This window comes from Listeria sp. PSOL-1, assembly GCF_902806445.1.
In the GTDB taxonomy this organism is placed as follows: domain Bacteria; phylum Bacillota; class Bacilli; order Lactobacillales; family Listeriaceae; genus Listeria.
This window is the reverse complement of sequence record NZ_LR760298.1, coordinates 1,145,745-1,164,324: the sequence shown is the minus strand read 5'-3', so window position 1 is coordinate 1,164,324 and position 18,580 is coordinate 1,145,745. Positions and strand designations below refer to the sequence as shown.

The following is an 18,580-nucleotide window of genomic DNA, read 5'->3' as shown; positions in this document are numbered from 1 at the left end:
GAGGCGAAAAGCAGTGAATCAATCGGATATGCGTGTTATCAAACAAACAGAGATTGCAAGTCAAGTGTATGAACTGATTTTAAGTGGAGAGAATATCCAGCATATGTTGCCAGGCCAATTCTTGATGTTAAAACCAAATCGACAAGACCTACTTCTTCGTAGACCGATTAGCATTTGTGCTTATGACAAAGCAAAAAATGAATGTACATTGTTATACCGTGCGCTTGCCCCAGGTACAACATCCCTTACTTACCTAAAAGAAGGGGATAAGCTTGACACACTAGGACCACTTGGAAATGGCTTTGATTTATCAGCGATTACACCTAATAAACGCTATTTGCTCATTGGTGGGGGCATTGGAGTACCACCAATGTACCAGCTAGGTAAAGAATTAAAAGAGCGTGGCGCTCATGTGACATTTGTAAATGGTTTTGCGACAAAACAAGATGTTTTTTATGAAAAAGAAATGGCAACACTTGGCGATGTCCGAATCACAACCGTTGATGGTAGTTATGGCGTTCGCGGTTTTGTAACGGATGTAACGGATACACTAGACTTTGAACCAGAGCGAGTATTTAGCTGTGGCCCGCATGCCATGTTACAAGCCGTTAAAGCCAATTTTGATACAACTAAGACCTACTTATCACTTGAAGAGCGCATGGCATGTGGTGTAGGTGCCTGTTATGCATGCGTATGTGAAAAAAGCACACCAGAAAAAGACCATGTTAAAGTCTGTTCAGATGGTCCAGTATTTCGTTCAGATGAGGTGAAATTATGAATCGCTTAGCAGTAGACTTACCGGGGCTTTCTTTGAAAAATCCAATTATGCCAGCGTCTGGTTGTTTTGGTTTTGGTAAAGAATACGCCAATTATTATGATTTAAACGAGCTTGGTGCGATCATGATTAAAGCTGTAACACCAGAAAAACGTTTGGGAAATCAGGTTCCTCGTGTTGCAGAAACTTCTTCAGGAATGTTAAATGCGATCGGCTTAGAAAATCCAGGACTTGAATCGGTTATGATGAATGAACTACAGTTTTTAAAAAAGTACCAAACACCCATCATTGCCAATGTTGCAGGGGCCATACAAGAAGATTACGTGAAGGTTTGTGCGCAAATTAGCACAGCAGAAGTCGTACAAGCGATTGAACTCAATATCTCTTGTCCAAATGTAAAACATGGCGGCATTGCTTTTGGAACAAATCCTGATGTAGCCTATGAACTTACAAAAGCCGTAAAAAAGGTTTCAAGTGTACCCATTTACGTCAAACTTTCGCCAAATGTAACAGATATTGTCGAAATTGCGAAAGCAGTAGAAGCAGGTGGGGCAGATGGCTTAACGATGATTAATACATTACTTGGCATGCGTCTTGATTTAAGAACAAGAAAACCGATTATTGCAAACGGTACAGGAGGATTATCAGGTCCAGCCATTAAACCTGTAGCCATTCGAATGATTTATCAAGTTCGTGCAGCGACTAATTTGCCTATTATCGGTATGGGAGGCATCCAAAACGTTGATGATGTGCTCGAATTTATGATTGCCGGAGCAGATGCGGTTGCAGTTGGAACAATGAACTTTACTGATCCATATATCTGTCCAAAATTAATTCGTGAATTGCCGAGTCGAATGGATGAGCTAGGTATACGTTCACTAGCTGACCTTAAAAAGGAGTGCGAATGGTTATGACAAAACCAATTATTGCGTTAGATTTTCCTTCTTATAGTCAAACGAAAGCATTTTTAAAACAACTTCCGTATAAAAACTTAGCCGTCAAAGTTGGAATGGAATTATTTTACCTTGAAGGGCCGCATTTAATTGAAGATTTGAAGCAACAAGGCCATTTTATCTTCCTTGATTTAAAATTACATGACATTCCAAATACCGTAAAAAGCGCGATGATTGGACTTTCGCGCATGGGCGTTGACATGGTTAATGTACATGCAGCAGGAGGCAAACAAATGATGGCCTCTGCACTTGAAGGTCTTGAAATTGGCTCCGGATCAGCACATCGTCCAAAACTGATTGCTGTCACTCAGCTAACAAGTACAAGCGAACAAGAAATGAGACAAGATCAAGGCATTCAAACGCGCTTAATTGATTCTGTTTTGCACTATAGTAAGCGAACAAAAGAAGCAGGGTTGGATGGGGTGGTCTGTTCAGCACTTGAAGCTTCCGCAATTAAACAAGCAACGAATGAAAGTTTCTTATGTGTCACACCAGGTATTCGTTTAAAAACGGATAGTCAAGATGATCAAAAGCGTGTGGTTACACCCGCTAGTGCAAGGGAAAATGGAGCCAGTTGGATTGTTGTTGGCCGTTCAATTACAAAAGCAAAAGATCCAGCAAAAGCCTATGAAACAATTGTAAAGGAGTGGGAAAAATGAGTGCAAAACAAACAGCTGAAGAACTTTTAAAAATTAAAGCGGTATTTTTACAACCTAATGAGCCTTTTACGTGGGCATCAGGCATTAAATCACCTATCTATTGTGATAATCGTTTAACATTAGGTTTTCCAAAAGTTCGGCAAAATATTGCAAGGGGTCTTGCTGAATTAATTCGAACGCATTTTCCAGGTTGTGAAGTGATAGCCGGAACAGCGACTGCCGGGATACCCCATGCTGCTTGGGTAAGTGATTTACTTGATTTGCCAATGGTTTATGTCCGAAGTAAGGCAAAAGAGCATGGTAAAGGGAATCAAATTGAAGGCCCAATTAAAGCACATCAGAAAGTCGTTGTGGTTGAGGATCTTGTTTCAACAGGTGGTAGTTCACTTAAAGCTGTTGAGGCACTTAAAGAAGCTGGTGCGGAGGTTTTAGGGATCGCAGCGATCTTTACATATGGTCTTGAAGCTGGGAAAGAAAAGTTAGCAAAAGAAAATGTGAAACTTGCGACGTTAACGAACTATGATACATTGATTGAAGTGGCACTTGAAGAAGGTTATGTAACGCAAACGGATATGGAAACACTACGCAAGTGGCAAAGTGATCCGAATCAGTTTGATGTTTCGTGCGAACTATGGCATAAAATGGCTTTAAATAGAGACAAAAATAGGAGTTGATCAGAAATGCAAATCAATATTTTATTGTTTCCTAATTTTGAACCGTTGGATGTGTTTGGACCAGCCGAAGTTTTTCACCGGACACCAGGCATTCAAGTCAATTATTTTTCAATCACTGAGAGGGAAATCACTACATTTGATAGTCTCATTGTTCAACCGCTTGACGTAACAAAAATTAACCCGAATGAAACGCTGTTGATTCCTGGTGGGATCGGGACAAGAAAATTAGTCCATGACCAAAAATTTATCGCTGATTTGAAAGAACTTGTTCATAAAGCAAAGTATTGTTTAACCGTTTGCACAGGGTCAGCACTTTTAGCACAAACAGGCTATTTAAATTCGCGGAAGGCCACGTCAAATAAACTAGCTTTTGAATGGGTTTCAAGCCTCAACCAGCAAGTTCATTGGGTTGAAAAAGCGAGATGGGTTGTTGATGCAAATATCTATTCTTCTTCTGGTGTGTCAGCAGGAATTGATATGGCGCTAGGATTTGTAGCAGATAAAATAAATATCAATGAAGCCGAAAAAGTAGCCAAGCAGATTGAATATCGCTGGAACCAAGATGCCACAGAGGATGAATTTGTTCTGAGTAAATCAAATCAAAAAGTTAAATAGCATGAACTAAATGGGGACATAAAACAATACGTGTTGTTTTATGTCCCCAAACTTACCTAATCTTAAGTTGTGCTACAAGTGCTTCATCTGGTGTCACGAAATAAGTCGTTTGATGATCATAAATGACATATCCAGGCTTTGCCCCGCTTGGTTTTTTTACATATTTTATAAGCGTTGCATCAACGGGTACAGAGGCAGATAATCGAGCTTTAGAGAAATAAGCAGCGAGCATAGCAGCTTGAGAAATCGATTCTTCATCTGGATTTGGGCCTTTCATCACAACATGTGAACCGGGTAAATCTTTAACGTGGAACCACATTTCATTATTTTTTGCGAGCTTATTTGTTAAATAATCATTTTGCTTATTATTTTTGCCAACGAGGATCGTTAGTCCCGTTGTTGATTGATATTTTTCTAAGTGAGGAACGCTATTTTTTTTGCGTTTTATTTTTGATTTGAAGCGAATGTATCCTTGTTCAGCAAGCTCTTGTCTGATTTCTTCCACATCTTCAGGACTAGCCGTTTCAAGGCCTGATTGAACTGATTCAATGTACTTTATTTCAGCTTTTGTTTGCGTAATTTGTTCATTTACATAGCCAACCGCATTGCGTAGCTTTTGATAGCGACTGAAATAGCTTTGCGCATTTTCAGAAGGCGTTTTTCGCGTATCAAGCGAAATGGTTATTTTAGGGCTGTTTTCATCGTAAAAATTTTCAACGGTTACCTTGTCCATTTTTTTAGAAATCTGGTAAAGGTTTGCTGTTAATAAGTCGCCCTTTATCCGGTAATCGTCTGCTTTTTCGGATTCAATGCGTGTGTTTTTTAGTTTTTCAATTTTATTTAGATTTTTGGCGAGTTCGTTCGTTAAAAGCTTTTCTAGGTCATGGGCGATTTGGTGCACACGATCACGTCTTGCTTTACCTAGATAGAAACTGTCGAGAAGCTCGCTTAAAGTTGTTTTTTGGATCTTCTTTGTGCCAAGTTGAAGGGGCATAAAATAATAATCTTCTTTCTCTTTATACATAAATAAAGTAGGAGAAGGTGTTTTTTCGCTATACTGTTTGAGCTCTTTTACGACGCTGAAAAAAGCGTTTTTTAAAGATGGCGGGTTAAGTACTTCTGTGCGGGTTAAGATTTCTTCTGCAATAAGGGGGCTAAATCCCGCAAATTTTTGGACAAGCTGTTTTGTTACCTTGCCATTTTCTAATTGAATTTCTGTAAATAGCATTTCTTCTGTCGTGGTAAAAGGATTCAATTTGTCGATAGCAGGAGGCAAAATATAGCGAGCCCCTGGTAAAAGTGTGCGATAGGTATTTTGAAAAGCAGGGACATGTTTGATACAGTCAACGATCGTTTCTTTTTCACGATCTACTAAAATAATGTTGCTATGGCGCCCCATGATTTCAACGTAAAGCTCAGAAAAGCGATTTTCACCGATATCATCTTTTCCACGAATCGTAAAAATTAAAATCCGTTCGTTTTCAATTTGGCGAATGGATTCAATGATGCCACCTTCTAAATATTTTCGTAATAACATACAAAACATCGGTGGTTCTGCTGGATTTTCTGGGATATCGCTTGTCCACTGAATCCGGGCATAACTTGGATGTGCTGAAATGAAGAGGCGTTTATTTTCTCGATTTTTGCGGATATGTAAAATGAGTTCATTTGAAAATGGTTGATGGATTTTCATAATACGACCACTTTCTGCTGAATGCTTCACTTCTTTTGTCATTGCTTTTAAAAACATTGCATCAAATGCCATTTTTAATTCATCCTTTACATATTAGTATTTTTATTTTAGCATAAAGTCAGATCAATTGACGAAAAAAGAAGCGTTAATTCCCAAGTAAAAGAAAAGGTGAGCGTGATTCTTGATGATAAAATTATTAATTGCCGATGATAATTCATTTATTACAGGCGGATTGGAAATTATTTTAAATACGGCAGAAGATATCAAGGTGATTTCGACTGTAGAAAACGGGGAAGAAGCTGTTCAATTTTGCCAAAAAGAAGCCGTCGATATTGCGCTTTTGGATGTGCGCATGCCGATTATGAATGGCGTTTTGGCAACAAAAATCATCACAGAAACAACCGCAACAAAAGTGATTATTTTAACGACATTCGATGATGATGAATCTATTTTAGAAGCGATTCAAAATGGGGCAAAAGGCTATCTGCTTAAAAATAATGACCCCAAGCAAATTATAAATGCCATTCATAGTGTGTTTGCTAATCAAAATATCATTCAAAATGAAATTTGGGATAAAATTAAAGGCTCTTTAAACGCATCAAGAGACCAGACAGCATCTTTAGCTAAACTTCATTTAACCACGCGGGAAATGGATATTTTAAAGGCAATAGCAAGTGGCCTTTCCAATAAAGAAATTGCGAAAGAGCTGTTTATTTCTGAAGGGACAGTAGCTAACAATATTTCTGCTTTGTTAAATAAGCTAGATTTGGATCACAGAACGCAGTTAGCGATCCTTTACTTGACAGGAAAAGTTGGAGGTCGACTTGATGAATAGCTATAAATTAGGATTAGATGCTTTGAGTACTTTTTTAATCGCTGCGTTTATCTTGATTACAGAAACGAATGGAAAAGTCCTCGCTTTTTATTTGTTAATGCTGTTAATTTACTTGTCCCTTCAAATTTTAGCCGATGTCTTTTTAAAAATGAAAATAGTTTTTGTTATCCTTTCAGCAGGTCTTTTGTTTTGGGGTTCAATCCATGGTTTTTTAGTCTTGTTACTGCTTTTTCCGTTTGCGCTTTTTTCTTTACTTTTACAGGAAAAAGCATGGCAGAAAAAGCGATTTGTTCTGGTCATTATTTTAGCATTACTCCCAGTTTTTTTATTAAAAGATCAGCTGATGCTCTTGTTTTTTTGCGGAATAACGACTTTTGTGTTTTTATTTGATCAACTTCTTTATCGCTATGATTTTAAAAGCGTGCGAGAAGCAGAATTAAATGAAGCATTGCGTCTTAAAACAAGGGAATTAAGCGTAAAGATTGAACTGATGCAATCTTCGTTTAAACGGGAAATGGGTTTAGCTAAAATGGAGGAGCGGAATCAATTAACGCATCAAATTCACGATGAATTAGGGCATACTTTAACTGGAGGATTGATGCAGCTTGAAGCAGCAAAAGCCATTTTAACAACAGATCCAAAAAAAGCACAAGAGCTTATGCAAAATGCCATTCAAATCAACGCAAAAGGCATCGAACAAATTAGACAAGTATTAAAAAACTCCAAGCCAAAACAAGAAAGCATCGCTGTGGATCGTTTGCGCCTGATATTAGATAAGTTTGAAGAGGATTACCAGATTCGGACGTTATTCCATACGTCTGGCAATATGGATGCTGTGACACAACCGATGTGGTATGTTTTTATTGAGAATTTAAATGAAGCATTAACGAATGTTCTTCGCTATAGCCAAGCTACACGTGTCAATGTCAGTGTTCATGTTTTAAATAAAATTGTCCGCTTTGAAATTAAAGATAATGGGAAGGGCGCTGTCGATTTTGATAAACATTTAGGTTTAATCGGGATGGAAGAGCGCGCAGCAAAACTTGGAGGACGCGTCACATTTAACACGACAATCGGTTTTGAAATTTTAACACTCATTCCAAGATGAAAATAATCGTGAGAATCTCACGGCAAAAAGATGAGGAAATGCACTATTTATTTTCTCATCTTTTTTCTATACTAAGTAAGAATTCAAAAGGAGCTGAGAGGGTAAAATGAAAATTGTCGAAATCGAAAAGCTTACAAAAAAATTTGAGGGTAAGATTGCGGTTGATACACTAGATTTAACGATTGAAGAAGGACAAATCTTTGGTCTACTTGGGCCTAATGGTGCTGGGAAAAGCACAACAATCAACATTTTATGTGGCTTATTGCGCAAAACGAGTGGAACGATTAAATTATTTGGTAAATCTCAAGATGGAAATCATTATGCAAGCAAAGCAAAAATCGGCCTTGTTCCACAAGAAATTGCTTTATATGACGAGTTAACCGCTGTTGAAAATGTGCGTTTTTTTGCAGGATTATATGGACTTCGAGGCAGTGAGCTAGAAAAAGCAGCAGATGAGGCATTAAAATTTGTTGGCTTGAAAGAAAAGGAAAAAGAGCGGTTAGGTACTTTTTCAGGAGGGATGAAAAGGCGCCTTAATATTGCCTGTGCGATTGCTCATAAACCATCGTTAATCATCATGGATGAGCCAACTGTTGGTATTGATCCACAGTCTCGTAATTATATTCTTCATTCAATAAAAAAGTTGAATCAAAACGGTGCGACGATTATTTATACAAGTCATTACATGGAAGAAGTAGAAGAATTATGTGATTATATCGCCATCATTGATCAAGGAAAAGTCATCGCAGAAGGCTCTGAAGAAGAACTGATCAATATTGTTACCGATGTTCGAGAAACACAAATTAAAATTAGTGACACAGCAAATGACCTAACAAAGGGTTTAACACAAATCGTAGGAGTAGAACAAGTGACGCAAGACGAAGAGCTATTAAAAATCACTTCGAAAACCGAAGTAAATGTGCTTAATCAAGTCCTTGCTTACCTACTTGCTGAAAATGTAGAAGTACTTGAATTAAGCCAACAAAGCTTAAACTTAGAAACGGTCTTTTTAAACTTAACCGGAAGAACATTACGAGATTAAAGGAGGAGGGACGAAATGGCTATTTTTCATGTGATGCTAAAAACGATAAAGTTATCCATCCGTGATCGCAATTTTTTTATTTATACACTGCTTTTCCCTTTTGTTTTAATCCTTGTTTTAGGAACGGTTTTACAAAATAGTTTTGCTAGTGATACGGTAAGCGAACCTGTGAAAGTAAGTTATTTAAAAGGACAAAATCAGACGCTTGATCAATCTTTTGAGCAGTTCACTAAAATGAGCACTGGCAAAGTGATTGACTTTAAAGCAACAAAAAATGAAAATAAAGCACGCGAACGCGTCAAAAATGGCGATATCGATGCACTCGTCATTTTGCAACAAAATAAATTGCAAGTTGTTACAAGCAACCCAGATGCAGACAAGAAAGGGATTGTGGATGGCTATCTGAATGCTTTTGGAAAAGAATATCAGCTTGGTACGAGTCTTGGAAAAATCGATGCCAGTAAACTTGCTCTTTTAGCCAAGCAAGAACCGCTTTCTAAAGATGCGATTCAAGTGGAGAAAAATAAATCAGGGATTCATTTTTCTGCCTTTCAATACTATGCGATTACCATTATTAGCTTGATGATGATGTTTGGTGTCATGAGTGGGATGAATATTTTTCGCGTAGAAAAAGCGAAACATACAAATTTGCGATTATTAATTTCACCCGTTTCTAATGCGAAAATTATCATGGGAAACTTTTTAGGCGCATTATTTGTTAATGTGGTCGGGCTTTTTATTATGATGAATTTGACGCACTTTTTCTTTCACGTAAATTGGGGAAGTGCTCCGTGGCTGATTTTCTTATGCTACTTTAGCTTGTTACTTTTTTCGACCGCTTTTGGAATGAGTTTGGATGTATTTTCTAATGGAAATCCAGCGGTTAGTGGGTTAGGAAATATTTGTGTACAATTATTTGCCTTTATAGGTGGTAGTTATTTTCCAACAAGTAATACTTTTGTACAAAATTTATCTCCTATTGGCTGGCTGAATAAGGGGATTACTAATTTTCTCTATGCGGGGAATATCATCGAAATTATCTGGCCCATCGCATTAAATTTAGCTTTATCTATTGTGTTACTTATTGGCGTTAGTCTCATCATTAAACGAAAGGAAGTGTATTAATCGTGAAGCAAATAGGATGGATTTTCAAACATAATACACAGATCCTTTTAAAAAATAAATTTCGAATATTTATTATGCTTTTTTTACCGATCTTAAGTATTTTGATTTATTTCTTTTCATATGGTGGAGCACAATCCAGTACTGAAGCGCTTAAGGTTGGTGTGGTTAATCAAGACCAAGGGAAATATACAGTGCAGTTAGTCCAATCATTGCATGATGATCATACACAAGAATTTACCCATTTAAAAGAAGCAAGACAGGCTTTAAAAGATGATCAAGTAGCTGCTTTAATCCTCTTAGAAAAAGGGAGCAATCATAGTTTTATAACGGGGACCCCAAAGCACTTTAAAATTGCTTCAAAACAAGGGGAACTCGTTACAGAAGCTGTCAAAACGAGGCTTTCATCTGCTATAAAGCAAGTGGACACACTAGTTAAAGCAAGTGATCAACAATCATTTTCCAAATATGCCGCAAGTTTTAATCAGTCTAAGCTATCGATTGAGCAAAAAAATATTGATAATCATGCCGATTTGATGAAGGCTATGAGTGCGCAAATTATTGGCTTTTTATGTATGATGCTGCTCTATGCTGCTGGAAACCTTGGAGAATTGATTTTAAAAGAAAAGGAAAATCGTACGTTTTATCGTTTGATGACAACACCGATTACTGCGATAAAATATATTCTAGGCAACGCGTTGTTTACATTTTGCATGCTCCTTTTTGAAATTTGTATTTGTCTTTTAGCCATGAAATTCGTCTTTAACATTGATCCAGGAATGAGTTATCTCGCGCTATTTTTCGTTTTGATTGTCTTTATATTAATGGCCGTTCTTCTTTCGCTTGCACTTGGATTTTCCGCTACAAGCAGGAAGAGTGTGGCTGCTATTCAAGTCATTTTATTTACAGTTTCTTCTTTATTATCAGGGGCGCTTATTCCGATTTTTGTTATGCCCACTTTCATGCAAAAAATTGCCCACTTTATGCCTCAATATTGGGTAATGGAAGCCATATCTGATCTGCAAAAAAATGGTTCTTTGCTCGATATTTCAATGAGTTTTCTTGTTTTATGTGGCTATGCACTTCTCTTTTTCAGCATTGCGGCATATAAGTATAAACGAAATAACCAACTGCAATCTTTTGTTTGATTGAAAGCTTAAAAGTCGAGTAAAATCGATTTTTAAGCTTTTTTAGGTAAATTAAGCTGTTTTTTTTATGAAATTTTGTTATAATATTTAGATGAAATCGTGATTAGAGGTGCCATACAATGTTGAAAAGCATGACCGGTTTTGGACAAGCGAGTTCTGTTTCAGAGGATTTAAAAGTAACCGTAGAAGTAAAAGCTGTTAATCATCGTTATTTGGAGTGTGTTTTTCGCATGCCAAGACAGCTAAATTACCTTGAATCAAGACTTAAAAAAACGATCAACCAAAAACTAAGACGCGGTCGCATCGAATGCTTTTTTGTGGTGGAAGGCGGCACTTTTATTGAGCAAGGGCTTGTTGTAGATTGGGAGCTAGCTGATCATTATTACCGCTTTTTAAAACAGGCGGGGAATCATTATCAGTTGGATGAACAAATCACACTTCGTCACTTGCTTGCTGGTCAGACTCATTTTTTAGAAGTAAAAGAAGGCACTGGTGTTCATCCAGAACTTGAGGCACTTCTTTTAGAGGCTTTTAACAAAGCGATCGATCGACTTGATGAAATGAGGAGTATGGAAGGAAATGAACTTTCGCTTCATTTTAAAAATCGGTTAGAGAACCTTATGGGAAGTTTAAAAGAAATTGAAGAAGCGATCCCAGAGGTCGAAAAAAACTATCAAGAGAAGTTAACGGCACGCCTCGAACAATTTGTTGGGGAAGAATTTGATCAAAATACGGTTTTAACTGAGCTAGCACTATTTCTTGAAAAAGCAGATATTCGTGAAGAGATCGAACGACTTCATAGCCATGTAAAGCAATTTTTCCAGATTTTACAAGAAGACGGGGCAATTGGTAGAAAACTAGATTTTTTAATCCAGGAAATGAATCGTGAAGTCAATACAATTGGTTCAAAAGCAGGATCACTTAAAGTAACTGAAAACGTTGTTGAAATGAAAACAACGCTTGAACAAATCCGTGAACAAGTACAAAATGTTGAATGAGAAGGCAGGAGGAAAATGAATGGCTGACCGTGGTTTATTAATCGTTTTATCTGGACCATCTGGCGTTGGAAAAGGTACTGTTCGTGAGGCGATTTTTAAAGATCCAGAAACGCGTTTTGAATATTCGATTTCAATGACGACAAGACGCCCGCGTGATGGTGAAAAAGATGGCATCGATTATTATTTTCGTTCGCGCGCTGAGTTTGAAGAGGCAATCCGTGAAGGAAAAATGCTTGAGTACGCTGAGTACGTAGGGAATTATTACGGAACCCCCCTTGAATATGTAGAAGAAAAACTAGCAAGTGGGATTGATATTTTTTTAGAAATTGAAGTACAAGGCGCTTTACAAGTAAAAGAAAAGATGCCAGAAGGTGTATTTGTCTTTTTAACGCCACCTGATTTAGCTGAACTTAAAAATCGCATTATTGGAAGAGGGACTGAATCCCTTGATATTGTGGATGAGCGAATGGAAACAGCACGCAAAGAAATCGAACTTATGAGCTCTTATGATTATGCTGTTGTCAACGATCTAGTTCCTGAAGCTGTTCGCAAAATTAAAGCCATCATTGAAACTGAACACTTAAAAACCAAGCGAGTCATTCATCACTATAAAAAAATGTTAGAGGGGTTAAAATAATGTTAAATCCATCAATTGATAATTTATTGTTAAAAATCAACTCAAAGTATTCGCTAGTTACTATTTCAGCAAAACGTGCACGTGAGCTTCAAGCAACCGGTAAAAAAGGCGTGCTTCCAAGCTATGAATCGCATAAATTCGTTGGAAAAGCACTAGAAGAAATCCATGCCGGCAAGCTTGTTCTTGTTGATCAAGAAGATTAATTAAATGAAGAAAAACTCTGGGTCCAAGAGTTTAGGACATAAATTGGTTTAGCCATAAAATACACATGAAAAAGTATGGCAGAGGATAAACCAAGCGAATCACTTGTCACCGATTGATTTCGTTTATGTCCTAGGCTTTAGACTACAGAGTTTTTTTGTCTTTCTAATGAAGTAAAGTCTTCATTATTGTATAATAGAGAAGACGAAATAATAATTTGATGAGGTGAAAAACATGCAAGGAAAAAATATTTTACTTGCCGTATCAGGTGGGATTGCTGTTTATAAAGCCGTTTCTTTAACAAGCAAGTTAACACAAGCAGGCGCAAATGTAAAAGTGATGATGACGCCTCATTCAACTGAATTCGTACCTCCGTTATCATTTCAAGTATTATCACGAAATGATGTTTATACTGATACATTTGTTGAAAAAAATGCAAGTGTTGTAGCGCATATCGATTTAGCGGATTGGGCAGATCTTGTGATTGTAGCCCCTGCAACTGCTAATCTTATAGCAAAGATGGCAAATGGAATAGCGGATGATATGGTTTCAACAACACTCCTTGCTACGGAAGCTCCAATTTGGCTTGCTCCAGCGATGAATGTACACATGATTAACCATCCTGCCGTTAAACGCAATTTAGATCAGCTTTATAAAGATGGTGTTCGCTTTATTGAGCCAGAAGAAGGTTATCTTGCTTGTGGTTACATTGGTCGAGGCCGTTTAGAAGAACCTGAAAAAATTATAGCGCGTATTCGTGAGCATTTTGAACAAGAAAGTAGTCGCTTGCTTGGGAAAAAGGTTTTAGTTACAGCTGGCGGCACGCGTGAAAATCTTGATCCTGTACGCTACTTGACTAATCGCTCAAGTGGTAAAATGGGTTCTCGTATAGCAGAAGAAGCGATGTTAAGAGGCGCTCTTGTTACCCTTGTTACAACGATACGTGAACTTCCTGTCAATGAAAAAATTGACGTTCGTTATGTTGATTCAGCAGACGAAATGTATCAAGTTGTGATCGCTGAACAAAAGAAACAAGATGCATTTATCATGGCTGCTGCTGTTGCCGACTATACGCCTATTGAAGTATCCGAGCATAAAATCAAAAAACAAGGCGACGAATTTGTTGTTAAAATGAAACGCACGAAAGACATTTTAGCTGAAGTTGGTCAAACAAAAACAAATGAACAAGTTGTTATCGGTTTTGCCGCAGAAACAAGAGACGTTGAAGCAGGAGCAAAACAAAAATTAGCTACAAAAAAAGCGGACTTGATTGTAGCAAATAATGTTTTAACAGAAGGAGCTGGCTTTGGGACAGATACCAATGTTGTTACCTTTTATTTCGCCAATGGAAAGCAAATGGAGCTTCCTCTCCAAGATAAACGCGATGTGGCAAAAAAATTAATCGATGAAATTGAAACGCTTTTGGGGTTAAATTAAATGGCAAAAATTGCTAAAGTTATTGTCGATGTACCAGCTATGCAAGTAGACCGTCCGTTTGATTATATCGTCAAAGAATCTTTACAGGACCTTATTCAAGTAGGCATGCGTGTGTCTGTTCCATTTGGACCGCGGAAGGTGCAAGGCTTTGTCGTTCAATTAATAGAGGGAGAAGCAAGTGGCTTAAAAGAGGTTCAAGAAGTGATGGATTTAATGCCTGTTCTGAATAAAGAATTGCTGGAGTTAGGTGATTTTATTGCATCTGAAACCCTTGCTTTTCGTATTTCCGTTTATCAAGCTATGCTTCCAGCAATACTTCGAGCGAAATACGAAAAATATTTTATTCGTCTAGATGAAACAGATGACAGGCTAGCGCAACTATTTGAAGGGCATGAAACATTGGATTGGAAAATAGCTGAAGAAAGAAAGCTACTACCTAGCCTAAAGAAATTTGTTGAAGCAGGAACACTTCAAGTTGAGTATCAAGTAAAAAGTAAGATTACGCAAAAGCAGGCCCGCTTCGTTCGGACAGAACTCACATTCAATGAACTCAGCGATCGTTTGGCAGAGCTTCCTAAAAATGCCAAAGCGCAACAAAAAGTATTATCTTTTTTCCAAATGAATGACATCAAAGAAATCCAAGCAAGTACGCTAACAAAAGAATTAGCCATTACAGATGCTGCGTTAAAAAAATTAAGCGAACAAGGTTCGATCGAGATAGTCACAAAAGCGATTCATCGGGATCCCTATCAAAACCATATTTTTGAAAAAAGCTTTCCTCATGCCCTATCAGACGGACAAAAAACAGCTGCAGAACAAATCATTCAAGCAACGAACGAAAACCGGGCCGAAACATTTTTGCTCCATGGGGTCACAGGTAGTGGTAAAACGGAGATTTATCTACAAACGATTGAAGCGGTTCTTGCTAAAGGAAAAGAAGCCATTGTTCTTGTCCCAGAAATTTCGCTCACACCGCAAATGGTCGAGCGTTTTAAAAGTAGATTTGGCAGTAATGTTGCTGTCCTTCATAGTGCCCTTTCCGCTGGCGAAAAATATGATGAGTGGCGGCGTATAGAAAAACATGAAGCCCATGTTGTAGTTGGTGCTCGTTCTGCTATTTTTGCACCATTTGAAAATATTGGCATGATTATCATGGATGAAGAACATGAAGCAAGTTACAAGCAGGAAGATAATCCCAAATATCATGCTCGTGATGTGGCTATTTGGCGAGCGGCTTTTTACAAGTGTCCAGTTGTGCTAGGGAGTGCTACCCCCTCGCTTGAATCTTATGCACGGGCAACTAAAAATGTCTACACATTGCTTGAGCTTCCAGAACGCATTAACAAGCAAGACATGCCTGAGGTTGAAGTGGTTGATATGCGCGAAGAATTACGTCAAGGTAATCGAACGGAATTTTCCATGGCTCTTCTTGAAAAAATAAAAGATCGTTTAAACAAAGGAGAACAAACCGTACTACTTTTAAATAAGCGCGGTTATGCTTCATTTGTGATGTGTCGCGACTGTGGTTATGTTGCGGAATGCCCTAACTGCGATATTTCATTAACGTATCATCAAGTGTCTCAGCAATTAAAATGCCATTATTGTAATCACATAGAACAGATGCCAATGCATTGCCCAAATTGCGAAAGTGAGCATATTCGCTACTTTGGAACGGGTACACAAAGAATCGAAGAAAGCCTAAATAAATTGATTCCAGAAGCACGCGTTATCCGCATGGATGTCGATACAACGAGAACCAAAGGAGCGCATGAAAAACTATTAACCCGTTTTCGCCATCATGAAGCAGATATTTTACTTGGCACACAAATGATTGCTAAAGGGCTAGATTTTCCAGATATTACATTGGTAGGCGTTTTAAATGCTGATACAATGTTATTTTTACCAGATTTTCGAGCTTCTGAGCGCACATTCCAATTATTAACACAAGTAAGTGGCCGAGCGGGGCGTCATGTTGCAAAAGGAGAAGTTGTCGTTCAAAGTTATGCCCCTGAACATTACAGCATTCAATTTGCGAAACAACATGATTATCTAGGCTTTTATGAATATGAAATGAAGATTCGGCATCAAGCAGCTTATCCGCCGTATTATTTCTTAGTCATGATTAATGTAAGCCATGAAAATGAAATGAAAACGATTAAAACAATGCAAAATATGGTTCACTATTTAAAGTCAACATTAAGCAATCAAGCACAGATTCTTGGTCCTGCACCAAGTGTGATTAGTCGCATCAAGAATAAGTTTCGCTATCAATGTATTATTAAATATAAAAAAGAACCAACACTTTATCTAGAGCTAAAACAGCTTTTAGAAAGTTATCAAAAAGAACAGGCCAAAGGATTAACGATCACAATTGATACAAGACCATATGTCTTGATGTAAAGGAGCAGACAATGAAAAAAATTATTTTTATGGGGACGCCAGAATTTGCTGTCCCTGTCTTAGAACAAATCGCAGCTGAATATGAAGTCATAGCGGTCGTCACGCAACCCGATCGACCTGTAGGAAGAAAACGCATCTTAACACCACCACCTGTAAAAGAAGCAGCTGAAAAATTAGGATTTCCTGTTTATCAACCAGAAAAATTACGGACATCTACTGAACTTACGGAACTCATTCAACTAGATAGTGATTTATTAATTACTGCAGCTTACGGACAAATTTTACCAAAAAGCTTACTTGAAGCGCCTCGTTTTGGGGCGATTAATGTCCATGCTTCTCTTCTTCCAGAATATCGCGGCGGAGCTCCTGTTCATTATGCAGTGATGGACGGAAAAAAAGAGACGGGTGTTACCATTATGTATATGGTAGAAAAGCTAGACGCAGGAGATATGATTGCTAAGGAAAGCCTTCCTATCACAGATCAAGATGATACCGGAACAATGTTTACTAAACTGAGTCTTCTTGGAGCAGAACTACTGATGTCAACACTGCCTAAATTTTTTAATGATGAAATTACGGCTGAAAAACAAGATCCCGAAAAAGTGACCTTTGCAAGAAATATTTCACGCGAACAAGAAAAAATTAATTGGCAAAAAGATGCTCGTGAAATCTTTAATCAAATTCGCGGTTTATCACCTTGGCCTGTTGCGTATACAACACTTGATGCAAAACCATTTAAAATTTGGCAAGCAAAACTTACAGAAGAAACCAAAGAAGGGGAGCCAGGCACCTTTGTTTCACTTGGAAAAAATCGGTTCGGTGTTTTAACAGGTGACAATAAAATCATCGAATTACTTGTTATTCAACCTGCTGGGAAACCAAAAATGGAAGCAGCAAGCTATATGCAAGGCGCTGGACGAGCACTAAATGAAACGATAAGGCTTGGTGATTAAATGAAACCAACGATTCGAGGATTAGCCTTAGACACCATTTTAAAAATAGAAAAAAGCGGCTCATATAGCCATTTATTAATTAACGACGCGCTAAAAAATAAACAATTAAAGCAGGTCGATAAGGCTCTTTTTACAGAGCTTGTTTATGGAACCATTCAACGAAAAATCACATTAGATTACTACTTACAACCTTTTTTAAAAAAGCAACCTGAAGATTGGGTCATCGATTTGTTGCGAATGTCTGTTTACCAACTCGTCTTTTTAGACAAAATACCAGAACATGCGATTCTCCATGAAGCAGGCGAAATTGCTAAAAAACGAGGTCATCAAGGAGTTACAAAATTTGTCAATGGTGTGCTTAGAAACCTTATCAGAACAGGCGTACAAGATACTACTTTAATAAGCGATGACTCAGCGCGCTTATCAGTAGAAAAAAGCCTACCATTATGGCTAACTAAACGTATCATTTTACAATATGGTTTTCAAAAAGCAAGTGAGATAGGTCAAGCTTTTCTAAAGCCTCCTAAACAAACCGTTCGCGTGAACATGACAGAAACCAATCCGAAATCGCTTGTTAAAGAATTTAGTGATCAAGGAATTGAAAGTAGCGTTTCAGAAGTGATCCCAGAAGCTGTTGAAATCACAAAAGGAACCATTACAAATACAGCTGCTTTTCGTACCGGAAAATGCACTGTGCAAGACTTAAGCTCAATGGTCGCTACCTATGCTTTACAATTAAAGGAAAACCTGAATGTCCTTGATGCCTGCGCAGCACCCGGTGGAAAAACAACGCACATTGCTGAAAAAATGAGCGGAACAGGGTCCGTAACTGCTCTTGATATTCATGACCATAAAATTAAACTAATCAAAGAGTCAGCTAATCGTTTAAATTTACTGAACATCCGCGCATTTAAACTAGATGCCAGAAAAGCAGCGATGCAGTTTGAAAAGCAGAGTTTTGACCGAATTCTTGTTGATGCTCCTTGTAGTGGCTTGGGCGTTTTACGTCATAAACCAGATATTAAATACAATAAAACACTAGCGGATATTAAAAAGCTTTCTAGCATTCAACAAGATATATTAAATGAAGTTAGCCAATTAGTGAAAGAAAATGGTATATTAGTTTATAGTACGTGTACCATTGACCAAGAAGAAAATCAACAAGTTGTAGCAAGCTTTTTAATGAACCATCCAGAATTTGAACTTATTCCGGTTCATGTGCCGCTATCTTTGGCAAATTTAGAACAGGATAACGGGTTACAGCTTTTACCAACTGATGTAGGAAGTGACGGTTTTTTTGTCGCTAGTTTCAGAAGACTTTAAGTAAGAC

The 18,580-nt window shown here is 37.7% G+C and carries 18 protein-coding genes; 17 read left to right on the top strand and 1 reads right to left on the bottom strand.

Translation table 11 applies throughout. The features are described 5' to 3' along the window. Positions 1 to 13 precede the first annotated feature (13 nt). Genes G6Q10_RS05650 through G6Q10_RS05630 form a run of 5 tightly spaced genes read left to right on the top strand, consistent with a single transcriptional unit; the run spans position 14 to position 3,676 of the window. The gene (locus tag G6Q10_RS05650) at positions 14 to 778 is read left to right on the top strand and encodes a dihydroorotate dehydrogenase electron transfer subunit (RefSeq protein WP_163653961.1); all 765 of its coding nucleotides are present in this window, start codon (positions 14 to 16) and stop codon (positions 776 to 778) included. Further along, complete coding sequence (locus G6Q10_RS05645; RefSeq protein ID WP_163653958.1) at positions 775 to 1,689, top strand: dihydroorotate dehydrogenase; 915 nt, start codon at positions 775 to 777, stop codon at positions 1,687 to 1,689. The genes G6Q10_RS05650 and G6Q10_RS05645 overlap by 4 nt, the downstream gene beginning before the upstream one ends. Beyond that, complete coding sequence (pyrF, locus tag G6Q10_RS05640; RefSeq protein ID WP_197914083.1) at positions 1,686 to 2,387, top strand: orotidine-5'-phosphate decarboxylase; 702 nt, start codon at positions 1,686 to 1,688, stop codon at positions 2,385 to 2,387. The genes G6Q10_RS05645 and pyrF overlap by 4 nt, the downstream gene beginning before the upstream one ends. Continuing rightward, positions 2,384 to 3,061, top strand: a complete 678-nt coding sequence (gene pyrE / locus G6Q10_RS05635) for an orotate phosphoribosyltransferase (RefSeq protein WP_163653952.1) — start codon at positions 2,384 to 2,386, stop codon at positions 3,059 to 3,061. The genes pyrF and pyrE overlap by 4 nt, the downstream gene beginning before the upstream one ends. Positions 3,062 to 3,067: 6 nt before the next feature. Beyond that, the gene (locus tag G6Q10_RS05630; protein ID WP_163653949.1) at positions 3,068 to 3,676 is read left to right on the top strand and encodes a DJ-1/PfpI family protein; all 609 of its coding nucleotides are present in this window, start codon (positions 3,068 to 3,070) and stop codon (positions 3,674 to 3,676) included. Between the two features lie 52 nt (positions 3,677 to 3,728). Here G6Q10_RS05630 and G6Q10_RS05625 read toward each other — a convergent pair whose 3' ends face one another. Beyond that, on the bottom strand, positions 3,729 to 5,441 hold the full coding sequence (locus G6Q10_RS05625) for an Rqc2 family fibronectin-binding protein (protein ID WP_163653947.1): 1,713 nt from the start codon (positions 5,439 to 5,441) through the stop codon (positions 3,729 to 3,731). 112 nt (positions 5,442 to 5,553) lie between these two features. On the opposite strand from G6Q10_RS05625, the gene G6Q10_RS05620 reads away from it, so the two are divergent. The 12 genes from G6Q10_RS05620 to rsmB all read left to right on the top strand — a co-directional run bounded on the left by G6Q10_RS05620 (position 5,554) and on the right by rsmB (position 18,573). Next, the gene (locus G6Q10_RS05620) at positions 5,554 to 6,204 is read left to right on the top strand and encodes a response regulator (protein ID WP_163653944.1); all 651 of its coding nucleotides are present in this window, start codon (positions 5,554 to 5,556) and stop codon (positions 6,202 to 6,204) included. Then, positions 6,197 to 7,312, top strand: coding sequence for a sensor histidine kinase (locus tag G6Q10_RS05615; RefSeq protein ID WP_163653941.1), 1,116 nt, complete (start codon positions 6,197 to 6,199; stop codon positions 7,310 to 7,312). The genes G6Q10_RS05620 and G6Q10_RS05615 overlap by 8 nt, the downstream gene beginning before the upstream one ends. Before the next feature lie 106 nt (positions 7,313 to 7,418). Then, positions 7,419 to 8,354: an ABC transporter ATP-binding protein gene (locus G6Q10_RS05610; RefSeq protein ID WP_163653938.1), complete on the top strand. Its 936-nt coding sequence runs from the start codon at positions 7,419 to 7,421 to the stop codon at positions 8,352 to 8,354. Between the two features lie 15 nt (positions 8,355 to 8,369). Then, positions 8,370 to 9,479: an ABC transporter permease gene (locus G6Q10_RS05605; protein WP_163653935.1), complete on the top strand. Its 1,110-nt coding sequence runs from the start codon at positions 8,370 to 8,372 to the stop codon at positions 9,477 to 9,479. 2 nt (positions 9,480 to 9,481) lie between these two features. Further along, the gene (locus tag G6Q10_RS05600; protein ID WP_232057793.1) at positions 9,482 to 10,624 is read left to right on the top strand and encodes an ABC transporter permease; all 1,143 of its coding nucleotides are present in this window, start codon (positions 9,482 to 9,484) and stop codon (positions 10,622 to 10,624) included. Between the two features lie 119 nt (positions 10,625 to 10,743). Next, positions 10,744 to 11,622: a YicC/YloC family endoribonuclease gene (locus G6Q10_RS05595; RefSeq protein ID WP_163653932.1), complete on the top strand. Its 879-nt coding sequence runs from the start codon at positions 10,744 to 10,746 to the stop codon at positions 11,620 to 11,622. A gap of 19 nt (positions 11,623 to 11,641) precedes the next feature. After that, the gene (gmk, locus tag G6Q10_RS05590) at positions 11,642 to 12,259 is read left to right on the top strand and encodes a guanylate kinase (RefSeq protein ID WP_163653929.1); all 618 of its coding nucleotides are present in this window, start codon (positions 11,642 to 11,644) and stop codon (positions 12,257 to 12,259) included. Beyond that, positions 12,259 to 12,462, top strand: coding sequence for a DNA-directed RNA polymerase subunit omega (gene rpoZ / locus G6Q10_RS05585; protein ID WP_163653926.1), 204 nt, complete (start codon positions 12,259 to 12,261; stop codon positions 12,460 to 12,462). Before gmk ends, rpoZ begins: the two co-directional genes overlap by 1 nt. A gap of 232 nt (positions 12,463 to 12,694) precedes the next feature. Further along, entirely contained in the window at positions 12,695 to 13,897 is a 1,203-nt protein-coding gene (gene coaBC / locus G6Q10_RS05580) for a bifunctional phosphopantothenoylcysteine decarboxylase/phosphopantothenate--cysteine ligase CoaBC (RefSeq protein WP_163653924.1), read from the top strand. Then, positions 13,898 to 16,297: a primosomal protein N' gene (priA, locus tag G6Q10_RS05575; protein ID WP_163653921.1), complete on the top strand. Its 2,400-nt coding sequence runs from the start codon at positions 13,898 to 13,900 to the stop codon at positions 16,295 to 16,297. A gap of 11 nt (positions 16,298 to 16,308) precedes the next feature. Further along, positions 16,309 to 17,250 carry a methionyl-tRNA formyltransferase gene (gene fmt / locus G6Q10_RS05570; protein WP_163653918.1) on the top strand — a complete coding sequence of 314 codons (942 nt, stop codon included), beginning with the start codon at positions 16,309 to 16,311 and terminating at the stop codon, positions 17,248 to 17,250. Beyond that, positions 17,251 to 18,573 carry a 16S rRNA (cytosine(967)-C(5))-methyltransferase RsmB gene (gene rsmB / locus G6Q10_RS05565; protein WP_163653916.1) on the top strand — a complete coding sequence of 441 codons (1,323 nt, stop codon included), beginning with the start codon at positions 17,251 to 17,253 and terminating at the stop codon, positions 18,571 to 18,573. Positions 18,574 to 18,580 lie beyond the last annotated feature (7 nt).